The organism is Paenibacillus sp. FSL K6-0108 (assembly GCF_045040695.1).
Lineage (GTDB): Bacteria > Bacillota > Bacilli > Paenibacillales > Paenibacillaceae > Paenibacillus > Paenibacillus pabuli_B.
The window spans coordinates 4,357,236-4,376,577 of sequence record NZ_CP150288.1; the positions used below are offsets into that span (position 1 = coordinate 4,357,236).

Annotated in this window: 12 protein-coding genes; all 12 read right to left on the minus strand. The window is 46.2% G+C overall.

Annotated features, from left to right (window positions below):
- Window positions 1–413: 413 nt before the first annotated feature.
- Window positions 414–1,400 carry a glycoside hydrolase family 43 protein gene (locus tag MHB49_RS19530; RefSeq protein ID WP_405152652.1) on the minus strand — a complete coding sequence of 329 codons (987 nt, stop codon included), beginning with the start codon at window positions 1,398–1,400 and terminating at the stop codon, window positions 414–416.
- Window positions 1,401–1,484: 84 nt separating this feature from the next.
- Window positions 1,485–2,507 (minus strand): endo-1,4-beta-xylanase, encoded by a 1,023-nt coding sequence (locus MHB49_RS19535; protein ID WP_405152653.1) that lies wholly within the window; start codon window positions 2,505–2,507, stop codon window positions 1,485–1,487.
- A 208-nt stretch (window positions 2,508–2,715) separates the two neighbouring features.
- A complete protein-coding gene (locus MHB49_RS19540; RefSeq protein WP_405152654.1) occupies window positions 2,716–3,669 on the minus strand; it encodes a carbohydrate ABC transporter permease in 954 nt (317 codons plus the stop codon).
- The gene (locus tag MHB49_RS19545) at window positions 3,669–4,634 is read right to left on the minus strand and encodes an ABC transporter permease (protein WP_405152655.1); all 966 of its coding nucleotides are present in this window, start codon (window positions 4,632–4,634) and stop codon (window positions 3,669–3,671) included. Before MHB49_RS19545 ends, MHB49_RS19540 begins: the two co-directional genes overlap by 1 nt.
- Window positions 4,635–4,740: 106 nt before the next feature.
- The gene (locus MHB49_RS19550) at window positions 4,741–6,414 is read right to left on the minus strand and encodes a sugar ABC transporter substrate-binding protein (RefSeq protein WP_247897797.1); all 1,674 of its coding nucleotides are present in this window, start codon (window positions 6,412–6,414) and stop codon (window positions 4,741–4,743) included.
- Window positions 6,415–6,530: 116 nt separating this feature from the next.
- The gene (locus tag MHB49_RS19555; protein WP_405152656.1) at window positions 6,531–8,069 is read right to left on the minus strand and encodes a response regulator; all 1,539 of its coding nucleotides are present in this window, start codon (window positions 8,067–8,069) and stop codon (window positions 6,531–6,533) included.
- On the minus strand, window positions 8,069–9,883 hold the full coding sequence (locus MHB49_RS19560; RefSeq protein ID WP_405152657.1) for a sensor histidine kinase: 1,815 nt from the start codon (window positions 9,881–9,883) through the stop codon (window positions 8,069–8,071). The genes MHB49_RS19555 and MHB49_RS19560 overlap by 1 nt, the downstream gene beginning before the upstream one ends.
- 42 nt (window positions 9,884–9,925) lie before the next feature.
- Window positions 9,926–11,452: a helix-turn-helix domain-containing protein gene (locus MHB49_RS19565; protein ID WP_405152658.1), complete on the minus strand. Its 1,527-nt coding sequence runs from the start codon at window positions 11,450–11,452 to the stop codon at window positions 9,926–9,928.
- Between the two features lie 213 nt (window positions 11,453–11,665).
- Window positions 11,666–12,019 (minus strand): VOC family protein, encoded by a 354-nt coding sequence (locus MHB49_RS19570; RefSeq protein ID WP_405152659.1) that lies wholly within the window; start codon window positions 12,017–12,019, stop codon window positions 11,666–11,668.
- Between the two features lie 183 nt (window positions 12,020–12,202).
- Window positions 12,203–13,489: a cellulase-like family protein gene (locus MHB49_RS19575; RefSeq protein WP_405152660.1), complete on the minus strand. Its 1,287-nt coding sequence runs from the start codon at window positions 13,487–13,489 to the stop codon at window positions 12,203–12,205.
- Between the two features lie 13 nt (window positions 13,490–13,502).
- Window positions 13,503–15,860, minus strand: coding sequence for a beta-galactosidase (locus tag MHB49_RS19580; RefSeq protein WP_405152661.1), 2,358 nt, complete (start codon window positions 15,858–15,860; stop codon window positions 13,503–13,505).
- A 67-nt stretch (window positions 15,861–15,927) separates the two neighbouring features.
- Window positions 15,928–19,311, minus strand: a complete 3,384-nt coding sequence (locus MHB49_RS19585) for a DUF5107 domain-containing protein (RefSeq protein WP_405152662.1) — start codon at window positions 19,309–19,311, stop codon at window positions 15,928–15,930.
- Between the last annotated feature and the right edge of the window lie 31 nt (window positions 19,312–19,342).

The following is a 19,342-nucleotide window of genomic DNA, read 5'->3' on the forward strand; positions in this document are numbered from 1 at the left end:
ACAAAAAGCCGCTATAATTAGCGACTTTGATAAGGCTCTCTTCCTGCCCTAAATATAACATTCGGATGGTCTGGCTCAATTGAGCAGCATGTACATCTGATATTCCGAATTGTAGCGTATTTGGGATCAGTAATTTTGATATTGAATATCGAAAACTTGTCACCTTCTGCGGCATCAATGGTTTTGATCTCAAGCCCCGCGAATGTATATTGCTTCTCCGTGAAACCAAGCAGATTATCCATATTTAACCCGTCGTCTTGCTCTAAAATATTCCTTTAAGCCAGGAATAATCCGCATTCAAATGAAGAAGTGTCAAGCACATATTGCGGTATTTGATCCATTCATATTTTGGATATGTTATCGATGTAATTAAAACTCCGTGCTTTTGCACGGAGTTTTAATTGTTTTCCTCGTTATTTCTCGGGATAGGGATCAATCATGCAAATAGTGCCGTCCGAATTGTACGTCAACTCGGCAAACTTCACACAGCGCTTGTAGTCTACGCCACCAGAAAGCGAACAATCGTGGTAGAACAGATACCACTTGTCCCGGAATTGTACGATGGAATGATGTGTTGTCCAGCCCATGACCGGCGGCAAAATGGTCCCTTGAAATGTAAAAGGTCCCATGGGGTTATCGCCGATGGCGTACACCAGCTTGTGCGTCGTTCCCGTGGAGTAGGACAGATAATATTTGCCATTATACTTGTGCATCCATGGCCCTTCAAAATATCTGCAATCCTCATCCCCCGCTGTCAACAGCTTTCCTTCCTGATCCACGATGGATATTTCCAACGCATCCGAAGCCATCGAAAGCATATCCTCACTCAGCTTAGCCACTCTTGGGCCGAGTGCGGGTGCATCCGGGGCAGGTCCCTCAGCGTGTTCAACGTAGCTTCCTGTCTGCCATTTCTCCAATTGTCCACCCCATAGCCCACCAAAGAAGATGTAGGCCTGATCGTCCTCGTCTACGAACACAGCCGGATCAATACTGAAGCTGCCTTGAATGTACTGTTCCTCCGGCTTGAACGGCCCTGCGGGAGAAGATGATGTAGCCACGCCAATGCGGAAAATGCCGTCATGGTCCCGTGCAGGGAAATATAAATAATAAATGCCGTTTCGGAACGCGGCATCCGGGGCCCACATCTGGCTTGACGCCCATGGTACATCCTTCACATGCAATGCTTCACCATGATCCGTTACAGGTGACTCTATGTCTGCCATAGACAATACATGATAATCCTCCATCTTGTACTGATCCCCATTATCGTTCACTGGGCCGTCGTGGTCCAGATCATGGGAAGGATAAATATAAATACGATCCTCGAATACATGCGCTGACGGATCTGCAGTAAATATATGGGTAACTAAGGGTTGATACGGTTTAGGTAATTCGGACATTTTTAAATGCCTCCTTCCAAAAAATACGCAACCTGACCATCTCTTTAATAGAGCTATCGGTTAAACGTTATTGATCCGTTCGTGTCACTTGGGTACAGCGATTCGTGCAACACGATGATAGGCTTCCTTGGGACGATGCAACTCATCAAACAGGAATGGCCAGTTTTTCCGCTCCCGGACAGGAAAATTGTCAAGCCAAGTGTAATCGTCAGCCGCCCCCCAGAATGTTACAGCGCTGATATGTTCCTTATATTCCTGAAGCAGTCGGAAGATGGATTCGTACCGCTCAGCCTGTAATTCCATCATCTCAGGTGCAGGCTGAGCAAGATCCGTACGTCGATCTTCAAAGCGAAACACCGATACATCCAGTTCGGTAAGCTGAAGCTGCAGGCCTAGCTGCGCATACCTCTCAATCGCGGCCCGCATATCATCCAGAGATGGATCGTACAGATTCCAGTGTGCCTGCAGACCGACGCCATGGATGGGCACGTCTTGATCAAGAAGCGAACGAACAAGCCGATAGATGCGCTCCCTTTTGTGCGGATCGTACTCGTTATAATCGTTATAGAACAAAAGAGCCTGGGGATCTGCTTCATGGGCGAATTCAAACGCTTTGGCAATAAAATCCTCTCCGGCGATATCCAGCCATTTGGATGGGCGCAGGAATGCGTTTTCGTCATCTGCATCATCGGAAATAACCTCGTTTACAACGTCCCAAGCATAGATAACGTCCTTATATCTGCCAACAACGGTCTGAATGTGCTCCTTCAATCGCTCCAGCAATACACCACGGTCCACCAGTCCGCCGCTTTCATTCTCAAACAGCCAATCCGGAGTCTGGTTATGCCAGACTAGGGTGTGACCACGCAGCGCCATGCCTTGCTCTCTCGCAAAGGAAGCAATCGCATCCGCATCCTCAAACGTATACACTCCCTGCTGTGGATGCACACTGGAGAATTTCATTTCATTTTCTGCCGTCAGGCTGTTGAAATGATATGCCAGCAATGAACGCTGACTCTCAATCGTCTTTGGATTCACTGCTGCTCCAATGTCGAAGGCATTCTTGTACAATTCCTTCAGTGGAACCTCTTCTCGAACTAAAGCCATGATTTCCCTCCTCTAAAATCCCTTTTCATTTTAGTTTATTTGCGACTGAATCAGATCCCGATTCCGAGAAATCGGCACTCCGGGACAATACTCAAATGAACTAAATGAGGTGAAAAAATTGTTCAGCCTTCACGATGCTTTAATCCGGATAAAATCCGGGGAGAATCGGGTTGGCATAACGGATCGTATGCGATTAAATCTGTGACATCTATTCCTTCACACTCCCTACATTTAGTCCTACAACAAAGTATTTTTGCATAAACGGGTACACCAGCAAGATCGGAACTGAAGCGACAATCGTAACTGCAGCACGAATGGAAATCGGCGTTACCTGTGTTGAATGTTCCACCCCTATGCCATTGGCTACGGAAGGATTACTGTTGGCATTCATGCTGGAAGATAACAGTTTCATCAATTCATATTGCAGCGTGCTGAGTTCTTGTCGAGATGACGTGTACAGAAACGCATCAAACCAGGAGTTCCATGCCCCGACTGCAACAAAGAGCGCAATGGTCGCCAGCACGGGTTTGCACAGTGGGAAAATAATTTTCCAGAAAATTCTGAAATCTCCCGCGCCGTCAATTTTGGCTGATTCAATCAAGCTTTCGGGGATCGTGTAAATATAAGTACGAATTACGATCAGGTTAAACGCACTAATCAGCGATGGTAAAACATACACCCAGAAGGAGTTAATCAAATGCAGATCCTTCATCAGGAAGTACCCCGGAATTAGCCCGGCATTGAAATACATCGTCAGTACAAAAACGGTCGTAATCAGCTTGCGGAAAATATAATCGCGCCGACTCAGTGTGTAAGCCAGCATGGTGGTCAAGAAAATGTTCAGAACGGTGGATAGTACGGTACGTGCAACGGAAATCAAAAATGCATTATAAATTGTGCCTGATGCAAATACGGCTTTGTAATTCTGCATGGTGAAATCGCGAGGCCATAAATATAAGCCTCCTCGAATGGTGTCATTCCCTGCATTAAATGAAACCACGATGGTGTTCAAAAATGGATACAACGTCACAATCACCAGCAAAACCATGAAGATCGTATTAAAGGTGTTGAACAGAAACGGTTCGATGCCTCTGCCACCCGGGCGGCGAACGGAAAGCGCCGCTGTATTTCCTAAACCAGACAATGGTGTTTTTTTTGTCATTATAACAGCCTCTCTTCCCCAAGCCGCTTGGCGGTCCAATTCGCTACAAGTAACATCGTAATGCTGACTACGGTTTTAAATATGCCGCCTGCAGTTGCGAGTGAATAGTTGCCCTGGGCAATCCCGTATTTAAGCACAAAGATATCAATCGTTTCCGCCCAGTCAACAACCAACCCGTTACCCAGCAAATACTGAACCTCAAAGCCGGCCTCCAGAATATGCCCGATCGACATAATCAGCAGAATGACAATGGTAGGCTTGATGCCCGGCAAGGTGACATTCCACATTTTTTGATAGCGGTTGGCTCCATCAATATCGGCAGCTTCATACTGTGCCGGGTCAATGGAGGCCATGGCCGCCAAATAAATAATGGTGCTCCATCCGACTTCTTTCCATATATGAGAACTTGCCACAACGCCCCAGAAATACTTGCCTTCCGTCAGCCACAAGATCGGCTCGTTGATTAAATGCAGTTTCATGAGGATATCGTTGATAATACCGTCCGAAGCAAGCGATGTCGCTACGATGCCGGTAACGATAATCCATGATAAGAAGTGAGGCAGATACGAGATAGTCTGTACCGTCCGCTTCCACAGGATCTTCTTGATCTCATTAAGCAGCAGTGCCAGAACAATGGCGGTTACGAAACCCAAAATCATGTTGATGACACTCATGGCAAGCGTATTGCGAAGCACACGCAAGAAATTGTCATCGGTGAACAAAAACTGAAAATGCTTGAACCCTACCCATGATTGTTGGGAGAAGCTTCTGGCCGGTTTGTAATCCTGAAAGGCCATCGTCCAACCCCATACAGGCACGTAAGCAAAGACGATAATGTACGCAAGCAGAGGAACAGACATCCATATGAGTTGTCTCTGTGCTTTGATATTTTGCCAAGTAATCCGCCTAATTTTCGGCTTTTTCTTTGGGCGGAGCGGCTTGGTACCCACTACAATTTCCTCCATAATATCAGGCCCCTATCCATCTTTATATTGAAAGGAATAACGTCCAGCAATATGTTTTTCAATAAAATCAGGAAGGAAGGTAACCTTCCTTCCTGACAACAATTTCTTATTTCACAGACCAGTTATCGATTCTCCACTTCAATACTTCATTGATACGATCTTCATACGCTTTGATATCCAGCTTTTGAATTTCGGAAACGTATTCGCTCCATACACTGCTGAATTCAGACGTGTTAGCCAAAATCGCTTTCGGCAAATATTTGGTTGACAACTCGTTCAACTTCGTATTGGCAATCTTGGCTGGGGATCCCTCTACCACATCGACAGACCAAGCAGGGTAAGTCACCGGATTCTCTGGTGGAGCACTGAAGAAATCGACATAGCTGTTGAAACCGTAAGCCTTCAAAACTTCCTTATCAAACGGTCTCAAGCTGGCTTCATATTCTTCTGGCTGGTTGCTTGCTGAAGTCGCGTTGCCATCGCTAAAGTAACCTTCTATCTTCGGTGCGGTTCCATAAAATGCATCTGCTTTGTTGGCCAGCTTCCAAGCCGCATCTGCAGCGTTGTCGCGCTGCTCTTGGGTTTTCATGAAGCGACCTTCGTCATTGACGTAATAGTCTTCATCCTGAATGCCCCAAGTGAGTGTCTTTTGCCAATCTTCTTCCATGAGCTTGTCGAGTGCTTTAATGATTTTCACAGGGTCTTTGGCACTCACGGTAATACCGAAGCCATTGTTCAGATTCAGTGCTGCGCGATCACGATAATAGTCTTTGGTGCTGCTGTCATACACGAGCGGGAAACCTACATAAGTGCGTTCAATTTTGTCCTGCGTTATGAGTGAATCTTCCGCGCTTTGGAAATTCCAATGTTGATCGAACATGCCGAGTACGGACCCACTGGACAATTTGGCCATGTATTGGTCGTAGTTTTGTGCAAACGCTTCCTTATCAAGCAAGCCTTGTGCATTAATTTCATTCAACTTCTGATAGTACGTCTTCGCATAATCCTTGTCTGCAAAGATTTCTGCCTTGCCGTCGTTTACAACGACACCCCCGTCATTCGGATGACCGATCAAATGCTGCGGCGGATTCAGCAAGCCCCAGTTTTTCCAGTCATAGTTCAGGACCTCAAAACCGATGGTCGGCTTGCCGTCAATAGTCGGATATTTCTCTTTGTATTTCGCGATCAGGTCGAAGTATTCATCCAGTGTTTTTGGAGTCGGGTAACCGAACTCTTTCAACACGGCTTTTTGAATCCAAAATGCAGGTCCGCTGTAGTAGGTATCAGCCACTTCGCCGTTATATGCACCGTAGTTTGGCATATAGTAGATATGCCCATCATTCGGGTCCTTCATTTGATTCCAGTACTTCTCGTAATGCTTCTTCAAATTAGGCGCGTGTTCTTCAATCAGATCTTCAAGCGGTATGACTGAACCGGCAGCTGTCAGCTTGGTATCCGCAGAGATCAGATCAGGATAATCTCCTCCGGCAATCATGACGCCGAGCTTTTGGTTTTTGTCGCCGGCCAAAAATTCAAATTTGAATGTAACGCCAAGCTCATCCTTGATTTTTTTGTAGATTTTGTTATCAGCGGTTGGCTGTTGTCCGGCCTCGTTCAGAAATACCGAGATTTCTAACGGATTATCAGTTCCAACCTCGCTACCCGTACTGCTCTCTTCCCCGCTGCCTGCATTGCCACCTGAGCAGCCCGCCAGAACAACGCTCAACGACAGCAACAGTGTTGCTCCCATACGGAAGAATGATTTTTTACTGTCCCCCATAAAGCACCTCCAAAGTTTGATCTCATTTATGAAAGCCCTTTCATTTGAATAATTTCATTATAAATTTACATCTCCATGGAAACTATATTCGAATTATAGCTCTTTCCGAGAAAACCTCAGGTTTTCTTGTATTCGTTCGGGGACATATTCATGCGCTTCTCAAATTGTTTCAAAAAATGATGATAGCTGGCGTATCCAACCCGTTCTGATATCTCGATATTTTTGTACTGATTTTTCTGAAGCAGCCGACAGGCTTCTTCAATCCTCAGATCATGAAGCATTTCATTAAAGGAGATTCCATTTTTGCGTTTCAGTAGTTGTCCCAAGTAGGCCGGATGCAGAAAAAATCGCTCTGCCAACAACTTAATAGTCAGTCCCTCCCGAAAATGAGCATGAATATAATCATTGATATCCTGTACAATGCCATGTGCTTCGAAAGTGTTCTCCTTGAACAAAAACTCAAAGCAGACTTTGCCGCACGAGTGCAGCATCTCAATCAAATCATCAAAAGTAAGTAATGCTTCATCCAGATCAGGGATCTCGAACAAACGATAGGAATGTCTTTCATCCTCTTCCATCTGTGTACCCATGTACGCCCTGATTTCATGAAGAAGGTAAATCACAAATTTCCGGGCTTCATCGGGGTGCACACGGGTCTCGCGAAAGGAATGCTCAATAAATTCCACCGCAGACCGGTAGGCATTATAATCAATAAGCTGAAATGCCCCTAGTACGCGCTCAGACAGTTCTACCTGGTTGTAATGCCTTTGAAAAACGTGGTTTTGGAGTAAGACATACTCCATTATGCTGTTCCTTTCCACTTCATAAAAGGCATGCAGGAGCGCTTCCTCTGCTGTTATTCGGGAGATGCTGATGCTATTAAGAGAGGATTCGGTTGAGCCAATCGCCATATATGTACGAAAGCCCGCCAGACGGCGAGCCAGTGCCTCTAATTGTTTTCTTAATTTTCCGCTCGTTGCCTGAGGATCAGGGGAAACATCGCCAAACACAATGGATACAAGATCATTTCGCATACGAATGATATAGATCACATTCGGTCCGTTCAGAGCCTCTGCAGCGAGGCTGCTCCACCGGCCATATTCCACTTCGGATACCTGAACCAGGCATACATTCCATGCTTGAGCTGATCGGGACAGAGACTCCATCAGTTCAGCACCTTCTCCAGAAAGCACTTTTCCCAGTAAAGCCTCCTTCATCGTCAACATTTCCTGCTCTCTTAATGCAATCTGCCCAATATATAGTTGTTCTTGCTCCTTGATCAGTTCCAGTCCCATTCTGCGCACCTCGGATTCTGCCTGCTCCTCTTCCAATGGTTTTAACAGATAACCGGAAACCTTAAATTTAAGCGCCTTTCGTGCAAACTCAAAATCACTGTACCCCGTGAGAATAATGAACTTGGTCGACCAGCCGCCTCTGCGCCGCCATTCTTCAATCATCTCCAGCCCATCCATCACTGGCATACGAATGTCAACCATAACAAGATCTGGCTTTAGCTCTTCCAATTGTTTTAATCCCTCTGCACCATTTCCGGCCAAGCCGCACACCTCAAAGCCAAGATTCTCCCATGGAATCCAGAGCTGCAAGCCCTCCAGCGCCCATGGCTCGTCATCGATCAGCAGCACTTTAAATGCCATTATTCCCTTCCTCCTTTTCCACCCTGATGCTCCAGCAGTTCTAATGGAATTTCGAAGGATACCTCTGTCCCCTCATCCATTCTGCTTACCAGGCTAAAACTCACTTTATCGTCATAATACAATTCAAGACGGCGATATACATTGCGTATACCAATATTGTTATCCCCGTTCTCCTCCTTGCTCCGCATATGATAAAGAACCTCTTTCAGCCGCTCCCTGTCCATGCCCTTGCCATTATCGGATACAACGACACGAAGGCGCTCGTTCACAATTTCGGCTCGAATCTTAACATAGCCAAGCCCTTCAATGGCCTGTATACCATGTTTGCAAGCATTCTCTGCCAATTGCTGAATGCTCATTTTTGGTATTTTATACTGCCGTGTCTCGTCGCTGATATCAATGTGGTATTCGAACTTGTCACGGAAACGGAATTTCTCAATTCCCAGGTACATGACCGTAAAACTCATTTCCTCTTCGAGAGTGACCACATCATCCTTCCAATTCAGAAGACGGCGAAGCAGCTTGGACAGGTCCTTGATAATATCCTTCACATCTGCATAATTGTTTTTGGTACTGACCACAAGTAACGCATTGAGCGTATTGAACAGAAAATGCGGATTCATCTGGCTTTGCAGCAAGTTCAACTCAGCGCGAACGCGCTCGGCCTCCTGACTTCGCTGCTGAATTTCAAGCTTGTACACATTATTGATCAGGGAATGAATCTGAGCAGTCATCATATTGAAATTACGAATCAGGTGACCTATCTCATCCTGCCCGCCATCAATGTTGATCAGATCAAATTTTTCATTCCCCACTTTTTGCATGTGCCTGGACAGACGCTTCACTCGATAATTGTATGAACGCAGCATGACATAGATAAAGATGGAGGTAAGCAAAGTAATAATGCCGGCCAACATGCCGAAATAAAGCTGCATGGATAACATCGCTTCCTTGACACGTGTTTCCTGGGGTACCCCGATCAGCTTCCAGCCTTTCACATAGCTGGCGTTTCCAATCGGAACGATATGTAAATCCTTGTCTTCCGCTTTGCTCATATTAAACAATGCATAATCGCTATCCACCTCGCCCTGATACTTGTCATCTGCGGACACGACAATCTGATTTTGGGCGTTGACCAGATACAGATCCAGCGAACTTTTCTCTCTGGCAATAACGTCATAGAACCGATTAAGATAAAAATCTATGCGTACTAACTTCTCGTAAGAGTTATCTGCGTTGTAATAGTCCATTTTTTCGATCACACTAAAATACGACGAAGTTGCCGCCCGATCATTTGCTGCCTGATCGCGATAAGCGAGCACACTCAGTGATTCCCCCGCCGTTTCCCATTGCCTGAACCAGGCGCTTTCGTGCATTGAACTGTCCAAATAATAATAATCCCCGCCCGGTACAATAGTGGGATTGTCAGTGTAGATGCCAATGCGCTGGATCTGATTATTCACAGGAATATAGGAAGTCACCCGATGGCGAAGCTGTTCATCGAATGTACTGTAGAAATCCAGCTGGCCGTTGTATACCCGATCCATGGATTCGGATAAAAGCTTGTCCGTGATCAAGGCGTGACTGACAGCTATGCCCCCGTCAATCATAGTGTGAATGTCTTTTCTGGCCCTTTCCAGCGATATTTGCAAATTCTGTTCTTCCCGCTCTCTGATCAGCCCGGACATCCGATCCATGAACAGATAATTGCTTGCTACGATGGGGAGCAAAATACCGATAACATATATCAGCATAAATTTGTAATTCAAAGGAATATTGTTCACGATGCCTCGTAACCGGAATATCTTAAACATACTGTGATCGCCATCCTTCATTCGTTACTTTTCAATTCGCATCTAGGGTTGTTTTCGATATGCAGAAGGCGCCATGCCCGTCATTCGCTTGAACTGACTTACAAAATAGTCGGCATTGGGATAACCTGAATTGACTGCAACTTCGGCTATGCTGGAACAGCTCTGACGCAAAAGTCTCTTGGCCTCCTCAATACGTTTATCATTCAGATATTCCCGGAAGGATTTACCAGTCTGCTGTTTGAAAGCTTGCCCTAAGTAGTTGGCATTCATATGAAATTTCTGTGCAAGTTCCTGAAGCTGCAGCTTCTCCCGAAACTCTTGATTAACATGCTGAACCACACGAAAAATCGTACTGCATTTCATTTCCTTCTGCTGCTCCTGTAACGCTCTCAGCGCGTTGAGACTTAACACAAGTGCATAGCCCTGCAATTCAGGATAAGAGTCAAGGTTGGTAAAGTCGCCCAATCTGTGCTGCATGTGCAGCACAAATTTGCCCACATCCCCATCCAGCTCCTTCAGTTGTTTGAGAACTCCCATTTCAAGGGCAAGCAGTTGTAGCCGGACATATTCGATATCTGATATAGGCAGTTCCGAGTCAGGATTAACAAGCAGTTCATGCACCTCGTTCTCTAAACGATCCTCTTCACCCGATAAAATGGTCCTGAAAAGGTTTGTCAATGCTTTGTGATTCACAGTTGCCATATGGGCACCTTGTGGCAGGTCTTGGTCGTGAATAATGCCGTTCCCTTTTAGATAACGCTTCCATTTTAGCGCGGATAACGCTTTTTCATATGCCGGTCGCATAGCAACTGCACCACCTGAGTGATACCCAAATGCCACAATGATGGAAGCATGGTCGGAGTACATCTCATACAGATTTCTCCCTATCGTCTCAAGCCGATTCAGTGAATCTTTGATCTCAGCAGCAAACACACCAATTCTTCCTTCAGCATCTATAAAAGGTTCATACAAATGATCACCGGCAAAATGCTGTACCCACGACTTAACATCCTCTTTGCCAGTATCCGTCTCAATCAAAAGACAGGCCATGTTCTCATGACCTTCCATTTGCAGTATGCTCTCCACTTCCGCTTGCAGTTCACTGCTGTCTTCGCCCTGAAACAGCCGGTTGAACAAACCATTTACATACAAGGCACGCTCGTGTTGATGCAATTTCTCTGAAGCACGCTCATTTTTAATTTTACTACTCATCTGCTCTAATATGGTTTCAATTTCAAACTCATCAATGGGTTTGAGCAAATAATCCTCAACACGCTGTTCCAGTGCTGTTTTCGCATATTCAAAGTTATCGTATCCGCTTAGTATGATGAATCGCGGCGGTTTGGCCAGTTTCTGTATAGAACGGTCAATTAGCTCAAGTCCACTTACAGAAGGCATATGAATATCTGTAAACACCAGATCTGGCTGAAGATCCTCAATAATGTCCCAAGCGGTGTTTCCATTCTCAGCCTCTCCACAGATTTGAAAACCGTATTTGTTCCAATCTACCATGATTCTTAAACCTTCCAGCACCCATGGCTCATCATCCACCAACAAAACATTCATCATTCTGTTTCCCCCCGTTAATAGTGGTGAGTATGCTGCTTTGCCTCGGACACAAAAATTGAACATTGCACACCGAAAAAGTGCACCTATTTAATTATTTAGAGCTTTCAGCTCTTATACAATAGACAATACTTGATTTAGCATCCAAAGCTTTACCTCTTTATAGCGTATTGGTGTAGTCCTCATTTTACGACTTGCCTTTGATCAGCAACGGATCTAATCTCTATGAGCAAGGATATTAATTAACTTACCAAATGGATCGCGGACATAGAATCTGCGAACTCCCCAAGGCTCGTCAGTAAGTTCATATTCTATTGTATAACCTGCACTTTTCATACGTTCGTACACTAAATCCACATCATCAACTTCAATTGAGAGGTCAGGTGTAGATGTATTGGAGCCACCCTGTGTAGCAATACTTATTTGAACGCTATCCTCTCCAATTAATCCATAAGTTTCAATCCAACCATGATTCATCAATAAATCAAGTTCGAGCATGTCCTGATAAAAGTTCTTTGCTGCTGGAACGTTTTGCGTATTAATGTTGGTGACAATTCGTTTCACCCTCATTTGCAGAACCTCGATTCAATTAGTATATTTCCCCACTAAAGAAGCCTCGCCCTTATTTCACATTATCATCTAGTACTATGTTATTCAATAGAATTGAACCGTAAAAAACCTTGGATCGCCACTGTTTCAAGGGAGCCAAGGTCTTTTGGATTTTGTTATTTATTTCGTTTAAAAAAGCTGCAGCTATTGTGATTCAAGAATGTATCGGTTCCATTTCTGCTGCCAGGCGATATCGTTCCAGAAGGGATGATGCGGTGCACAGTTAGAACATAAAGTCATTCCCCAGAATCCAAGAGCCATGCCTTTACGCAGCGCATATTCTGCAATAAATTTCCCGACAGGCCCCTCCTCGAATCCCGTTAACAGCGGTGTATAACCCACATAACCTTCACCAATAACGACCGGTAACTTGGCATGAACAGCCCATTCGTGAGCTTCCTCCAATCGCATATCTGCTTTTTGCAGCATAGCCAGCTTATGTTTACTATAATTATCGTATAAAAAAAGATCCCACTTATCCGGCTCCGCCCAATCATGCATATAGAGCAGTCTTAACCCTACCGGATTTCCTTCCATCCTCCATTCTTGGCCGTGCGGCAGCGAATACTCTTCAAATGGAGGCGCATCCTCCCTCAGGAGTGATTGGACGAATGCGCCAGGAAAAGGTGACTGCTCATCATCGAGCCCTGCCGCTTCGGTTAATTCATTCAACACCCCTTTGATATACAGATGGAAATGTGCAACCTGTAAATTTCCCGCCACATAACATTTGGGATAGGCTTCATTTAGTGTATAACTTGCGGTCATTAGGATGTCAGGGTGACTCCCTCTAAGAAAACTGACGGCCTCTTCAATATAAGGCTGCATGGCTTCCACCATAGCCGGCACATTGGACGTGGCAATGCCTTGAGCAGTTCCTATGGCGGTCAGTTGTCCAAACTCCACCTCATTATGCAGCTCTGCGTAGACGATCTGTTTGTCGTATCCTTCCGCTTTAATATACCGGATAAGCTGGTCGATGGACCTGGCAATAGCCATAAACCGATTCTCCGGGGCGATGGCAGCCAGTTCGTCGCGCAGCGCGGGAAAGGCCAGAAAGCTGGGGCTTTGCTGATACTCCCACGAAGACAGCATGATATAACAACCATGGGCCTTGGCCTGTTTGAACAATTCCAGCAAATGCGCATGTCCGTCCAACTCAGCCCCGCCTCGGCAGTTGTACCAGCGTGTCCGCTGTCCGATCTCTCCAAGGCTTCCAAAGTGTAACGGGCCCTGCCGCTTGCCTTCCGCCGTGAACAATAAAAAGGGCATCGCACAGATTCGAATCGTATTGTAGCCTCTCTCCACCGCTTCCTTAAATCTGGCCTCAAGGTCGCTATAGGGCTCACCCGGTAAGGTCATGGTGTACCAGGAGAAATCCCACATCGTAATAGTCAGTTTGTGCGGTAAATGGTTTAGTGATGAACTCATACTACGCCCCCTATTATTTGGTTATCGCCAGTTCATAAACCGGAACCGCACGGACAGAAGCAATATCGGCAATCAGTTCTGCAGCTGTCTCGTTCCATCCGGCCATCGTTGTATTGCTATTCACGACAGTCCCTTTGCGGATCGGCGATATATAGAGATACATCTCCTTTTCAAGCAGCCGCTCTTCAAATCGCTTAAGTCCAATCTCCCATGTCGTGTTGTTGCAGAAATTATCGTTAATCAGATCTCCGTCAATGAAGGCATAACCGATATCGCCGGAATAATCGATTTGCAGCAAGGCTTCTTTAACACCGTCCAGTGCTCCGGCTGCAAATTCTAGAACCGCCCGTTCATTCTTGACTTTCGTCCATGTAAAAGCGATCTCTTTCCTGGGAATAAGCAGATTGTAGGTCTTAAATAAACCGTCTATCCTGGTACTCGCCAGCTTTCCGCCAGAGACGGAGCCTATACCTTCATCGAAATCAGGGAAAATGCTCAGCGTGACTTTCTCCTGACCCGTTGATTCCAGCTTGATCTCATCCCCTGAAACAAGCAGATTGGCATCCGTAAATATGATACGCTGCTTCCCGCGGACATTGGCCTTCCAGAACCCAAGGCTTTGCTCGTCCGTCATGGTATAGATCACAATCTTCTTGCCTGCCACGGAAACAAGTCGCACGATGGTGGAAGCCTGCTCTTCTACTTCAATAATCGTCATATCACCCAGTTGAAAGGCACTTCCGCCGTCGGTCTCTGCGCTCGTTACATCGTCACTTGCCAACGCATAGCTGCCCTTCATCCCTTCAGGCACAAAGAAGAAGTAATACACTTCATCCCCCACCTCCAGCTTGGTGATCAGCTGTGCAGTAGCATATTTCAGCGTGATTCCAGCCAGATCGAAGTTATACGGCAGAATAGCAAAGCTCTCACTGCCAAGCCTGAGCTCCCCTTGAGCCGGAATGGTGACTGTCTCACCTGGAAGCTCAATGCTGACGTTCATGTCCTGCAAATCGTGATTATCCACATGATCCTGGAAATTGTTCAGAAACAGGAAGCCGGAGCCCTCATGCGAACGGACCGCATAGCGCAATTCACTCACATCGTACGGATCTTGCCCGGAAGTGTCTCCCGGCAGAACCGTCTTGGTCAAGGCGAATTGATTCTGGAACTCCGTGAAGAAATAGTGCTGCAGCTTCGTCCGCCTATACGATTCGCGTACCTGTCCGTATTCGCCAATCATGGCGTTGAAATCGTAAGAGATTTTTGGCGTTGCCAGATCGTTCGTGAAGGGGTTAATTTTGCCTTTCGGATTACTTCCCCCATGGTACATATAGTATCCGAGCATATTACAGCCTTCGGCCGTCTTCATGATGGACATGGCTGGAACGCTATGATATGGAAACTCGAACCGGTATTTATAAAACTGGACCATCCCGCCTCCCATTTCACAGCAAGCGTAAGGATAATCCTCGGGGTTATAGAACGGCTCGAAGTTGTAACTCTTGGGAATGGCGTTATTATGTTTATCCCGGAAAATGTACTCGGGTGTTGCCGGATGCTCCTTGATGCCCTCCAAACGGTCATTTTCATAATAAATCCAAGGCCAATAGGCATAGCCGCCCCATAACGGCAGCATATCAGGTACAGGTGTTGTAGCACCGCCCCATCCTGTACACGTATAGATAGGCGTATCTATTCCAGTTTCAATCGCTATGTCCCTCAACCGCAGCATATGCTCATTGCCGCCACTGCCTCCGTTAAGCCACATATTGTTAATGCCGGTCGTCAGACCCCACTGTGCCGAAGAATGGTTATGCTCATTCTCGATTTGAGTGCCGATGATCGGACCTCCGTCTTTATACAGTAAGCCCTTCACCTGTAAGCTGATTTCTGCATAAAGCCTCCGCACATACATCATATAACCTTCATCATTGGAACGGACCTCGAACGGACGGCCGAACAACCAATCCGGCATGCCCCCATTGCGCATTTCCCCATGACAAAAGGGGCCGATACGGACCATGACATACAGATCATGCTGACTACACAGCTGAATGAACCGGCGTAAGTCTTTATGGCCTTCCCATTCAAACACACCTTCCGCTTCCTCGTGCAGATTCCAGAAAATATAGGTAGTGACGATGTTAACGCCGCCCATTTTCATCTTAATAATCTCATCTTCCCAGTATCGTTCGTCGTAACGGGAGAAATGGAACTCTCCGCACACGCCAAAGAACGGCTCACCGTTCTTCTCCATATAGTAGTTCGTAAAACTGATTCGCTCACCGGAAGGGTTCACGCCGCCAAGCTTGATAGGTCCTGCAAAAATATTCTTTTTGTCATCGCTTACAGCAATGCGGTAGTTCTTCATAAAGATATCCCCTCCTCAGTTCAATTCATGTTCAAGTATACCCCCTGTGTAATGTAATCCTGTTCGATCAGACCACTTCTAAAGCGCATAAACGGTGATGAATAACCGCCCCTTGATGATTAGGTTCCATTTCGAGCACTATATCAAGTTCAGTTTTTGCTTCTGCACCGCGTTCAAGCCCCAGAAGTCCAAGGCCCCTCATGTACCTGCAATGGATGACATTACGCCGGTTAAGGTCATCCTCAAACACCAGGAAGTCCGGCAAAGATACGGCAAAGTAATCCATTTTGATGTCGTCAAAAATATGCTTTTCAGCATAATCAATCAGTTTATTAAAACGACGCTTGGCTTCTTTCCCGTTACGGAGCTTCAACCAGGCCAATCCTTGGTAGAAGATCATTTCCGGCGGTTGATCATTGTAGAACAACGCACTTGTCGGCTCATCCAGACCCTGTGAAGCTATGGTGTAACTGGCGATGGCTTCTGATTCCCGTTGCAAACCTTCGTAAGCCAAACCAAGATAATAATAAATATTGTTCTCCTGAGTTCCTTCCAACTTCCCTTCACCCAGATTCAGCGGATATACAAGTGCTTGTTGCAAATGCTGAGCTGCTGCCTCATAATGACCGTTTTGCAGTGCTAGTTTGCCAAGCTCGGTATGAGCCAACTTATATTGCCCGGTCACTTTCCCCTCTCCACCTTCCCAGGGATGGAAATTGCGTAGAGACAGTGCAGCGATAGTCTCTTCATAACGTTCGAGATTGTTTAGCAGGGTTACGTACTCCACATACAGATCATCCCGCTTCTCAACCAGATCTCGCCGCTCTTCAAGAATATGGAGACGTTGGTCTGCTGACCACGCAAGCTTCTTGCGCAGCTGATCCAGTTCAAAGAAAATACGTCCATCATCCGGTGCACAAGCAAAGGCCAGCTCGAACGAAGCCAGGGCCGCTTGCGGATTATTTTGCTTGTTGTAATAAGCCAACCCCAAATTGCGGTGAACTGTCGGATAATCATCTCGCAGCGCACGTGACTGCTCCCAGCTCGCAATTGCATCGATTGGCCGCTTCTTATCATAATAGAAGTTTCCGAGATAGTAATAAGCTTTGTCGTCCACCGGATTAGCCTGAACTGCGCTTGTCAGCAGATCAAGTTCAAACAATGTGTTCGGAAAACAATAGGTTGGATTGGCCAATTGTCCCTTACGACGAGCTTCATAAGCATGTTCATGTTGTCCGGTACGTTCATATAATTCAGCGAGTGCATAATGCAGCATCGGATAAACGGAATTCCCCTGAGTGACTATTCTTTCACCTACTGCAATGGCTTCTTCATAGAAACCGCTGTTCATATAATCTGCGATGACATTCAAATAATTGTGAGCATCATTTCTCATCAATTGCTGCATCTCATCGAAAATACCTTGCGCAGCAATGTTATCTCCCATGGATGCATGGGCGAGCGCCAACTCATGATAAGCTCCAAAATCCGCGACATCCAATTTCAGAGTACTAATCGCATAGGCCTTTGCTTTATCTACCAGTCCAAGCTTGCGCAGCAATGCGGCTTTCAGATTACGTGCTTTGTAGTTACGTGAATTACGGATGAGTGAATGCTCAATCTGCTCCAGTGCCTCGGCATACTGGCCTTTCAAGCTGGATATCTGGGCCAGAGAGAAGTACCCTGCATCCTGCCACGCTGCCGACCATACCGATTTGTGGAAAGCAGAAAAAGCTTCATCCAAACGGCCTTGACCATAAAGGGCTACTCCCAGCTGATAGTAGGCTTCACTGTCATATGGGTTTGGATTGCGCCAGGTCAAACGCTCGATCGCTTTGCGGAAATACTGCTCGCTATCTATATATAATCCGCGGCGAAGAAGTAATGTTCCATAAGCTACATTCAACCGGATATCGCCGTTGTCCCGCTTCAAGCCTTCCAGATAGTAGGCTTCGGGCTCAAACGTAGCATGACGATATTGCTCCAGATGCTGGCCAGCCAGATACAGTTCTTCGGCAGAACGCAGTTCTTCTGGTGCGGCCAGTGGTCTAGCAGCTTCAGGGACGCGCTCAATATCCGGACGTTTCGGTTGATAGGAGACAAGTAACCTTCCTTCCCTATTTCGGACAGAAAGCTTCAAATCATACTCCTGCTCCTTACTCTTCAGCGGTATAACCTTCTGATATATCTCTACCGGAGACAATTCAACAGTGTCCTGCAGATACCGGGTGGCTGCTCCGCTCAGCTCCACAACGGCATGTTCAAGTTTAGATGTTGCATATACCTTGATCACTGCCTCTCCGGTTTCAGCATCAACCTCCAGGTTCACGGCCGCTTCAATGGAGGCATTTTTTACGGCACCGATGTTTTTGTAAGGCATGAAATACTGGGTGAATGTCTTCTCCTCATATGGCTGAAGCCAAGTGAAGTCTGGCTGATTGTCTGTGTACACTCCAGTCATGAGTTCAATGTACGGGCCATCTTCATCCGTCAATTGACGGTCCCATGCTTGGCCGAAATCTCCATTTCCCCAAGTCCACTGTTTCTTGCCGGGAGAAATATGATGATTCGCTACATGCAGCAATCCGGCCTCTACGCCGTAATCATATGCACCAACGAAATTATAATCGGATTTATAAGCCATATACGAAGTCGGAACCGGAATATTCTTGTACCGGGAAATATCTACGCCTTCCGAATAATCCTGTTTGTAATAGGTTCCGGTAGCGATAGGGAAACGCGAGACATCCCTTTTGCCATGATCAAATACAGCTGTTACATCTGGAGGAAACACGGATTGCGTATTCTCATTAACCGCTACAGCCGGATTCGCCCACCACAGGAAAGTCTGCGGCTCAGGTGTTCGGTTGTATAATTGTGCATTAATCTCCAGGTAGGCCTTGTCTGGATAGAGCTTAAAGGCAACTGTGACTTTCGTACCGTACATCCGGTCAATTTCACTTACCCATACTGCAGCACTGCCATCTTCCGTTGCAGCGAATTTGTATTCAACCGGACCGAACGTATTCGGGCGATGGTGCTGGGGCCAGTTAAACTCAATTCCTCCGGAGATCCAAGGGCCTGCAAGGCCCACCAGCGCAGGCTTAATGACGCGGTTATAATAGACGAAGTCGTAATTGTTGGTCTTGTCAAGCGCACGATAGATTCTGCCACCGATTTCCGGCATGATCTCAATACGGATATATTGATTTTCCAGAATAACCAATTTGTAATTTTTATCATGCTTCACATCCGAGATACGCTCAATCACCGGATGCGGATACACACGGCCGGAACTTCCCTGATATACTCTTTTCTCCAGAAACATAGGATTGGGGTCAGCTTCACCCGCCTCATATGTAGGTATCAACACGCTCGTTTCCCACACTTGTACCTGACTGGATTTGGTTGGATCCGCCTCCAGCGTATGATCCACAGTCTCATGATTCATGTTAGAACTGCCTCCCTGATTCTTGATAGTT

Excerpts from the sequence above, each read along its gene's own strand:
- MHB49_RS19530 (WP_405152652.1), bottom strand. The coding sequence starts at position 1,400 with ATGTCCGAATTACCTAAACCGTATCAACCCTTAGTTACCCATATATTT.
- MHB49_RS19535 (WP_405152653.1), bottom strand. The coding sequence starts at position 2,507 with ATGGCTTTAGTTCGAGAAGAGGTTCCACTGAAGGAATTGTACAAGAAT.
- MHB49_RS19540 (WP_405152654.1), bottom strand. The coding sequence starts at position 3,669 with ATGACAAAAAAAACACCATTGTCTGGTTTAGGAAATACAGCGGCGCTT.
- MHB49_RS19545 (WP_405152655.1), bottom strand. The coding sequence starts at position 4,634 with ATGGAGGAAATTGTAGTGGGTACCAAGCCGCTCCGCCCAAAGAAAAAG.
- MHB49_RS19550 (WP_247897797.1), bottom strand. The coding sequence starts at position 6,414 with ATGGGGGACAGTAAAAAATCATTCTTCCGTATGGGAGCAACACTGTTG.
- MHB49_RS19555 (WP_405152656.1), bottom strand. The coding sequence starts at position 8,069 with ATGGCATTTAAAGTGCTGCTGATCGATGACGAGCCATGGGCGCTGGAG.
- MHB49_RS19560 (WP_405152657.1), bottom strand. The coding sequence starts at position 9,883 with ATGTTTAAGATATTCCGGTTACGAGGCATCGTGAACAATATTCCTTTG.
- MHB49_RS19565 (WP_405152658.1), bottom strand. The coding sequence starts at position 11,452 with ATGATGAATGTTTTGTTGGTGGATGATGAGCCATGGGTGCTGGAAGGT.
- MHB49_RS19570 (WP_405152659.1), bottom strand. The coding sequence starts at position 12,019 with ATGAGGGTGAAACGAATTGTCACCAACATTAATACGCAAAACGTTCCA.
- MHB49_RS19575 (WP_405152660.1), bottom strand. The coding sequence starts at position 13,489 with ATGAGTTCATCACTAAACCATTTACCGCACAAACTGACTATTACGATG.
- MHB49_RS19580 (WP_405152661.1), bottom strand. The coding sequence starts at position 15,860 with ATGAAGAACTACCGCATTGCTGTAAGCGATGACAAAAAGAATATTTTT.
- MHB49_RS19585 (WP_405152662.1), bottom strand. The coding sequence starts at position 19,311 with ATGAATCATGAGACTGTGGATCATACGCTGGAGGCGGATCCAACCAAA.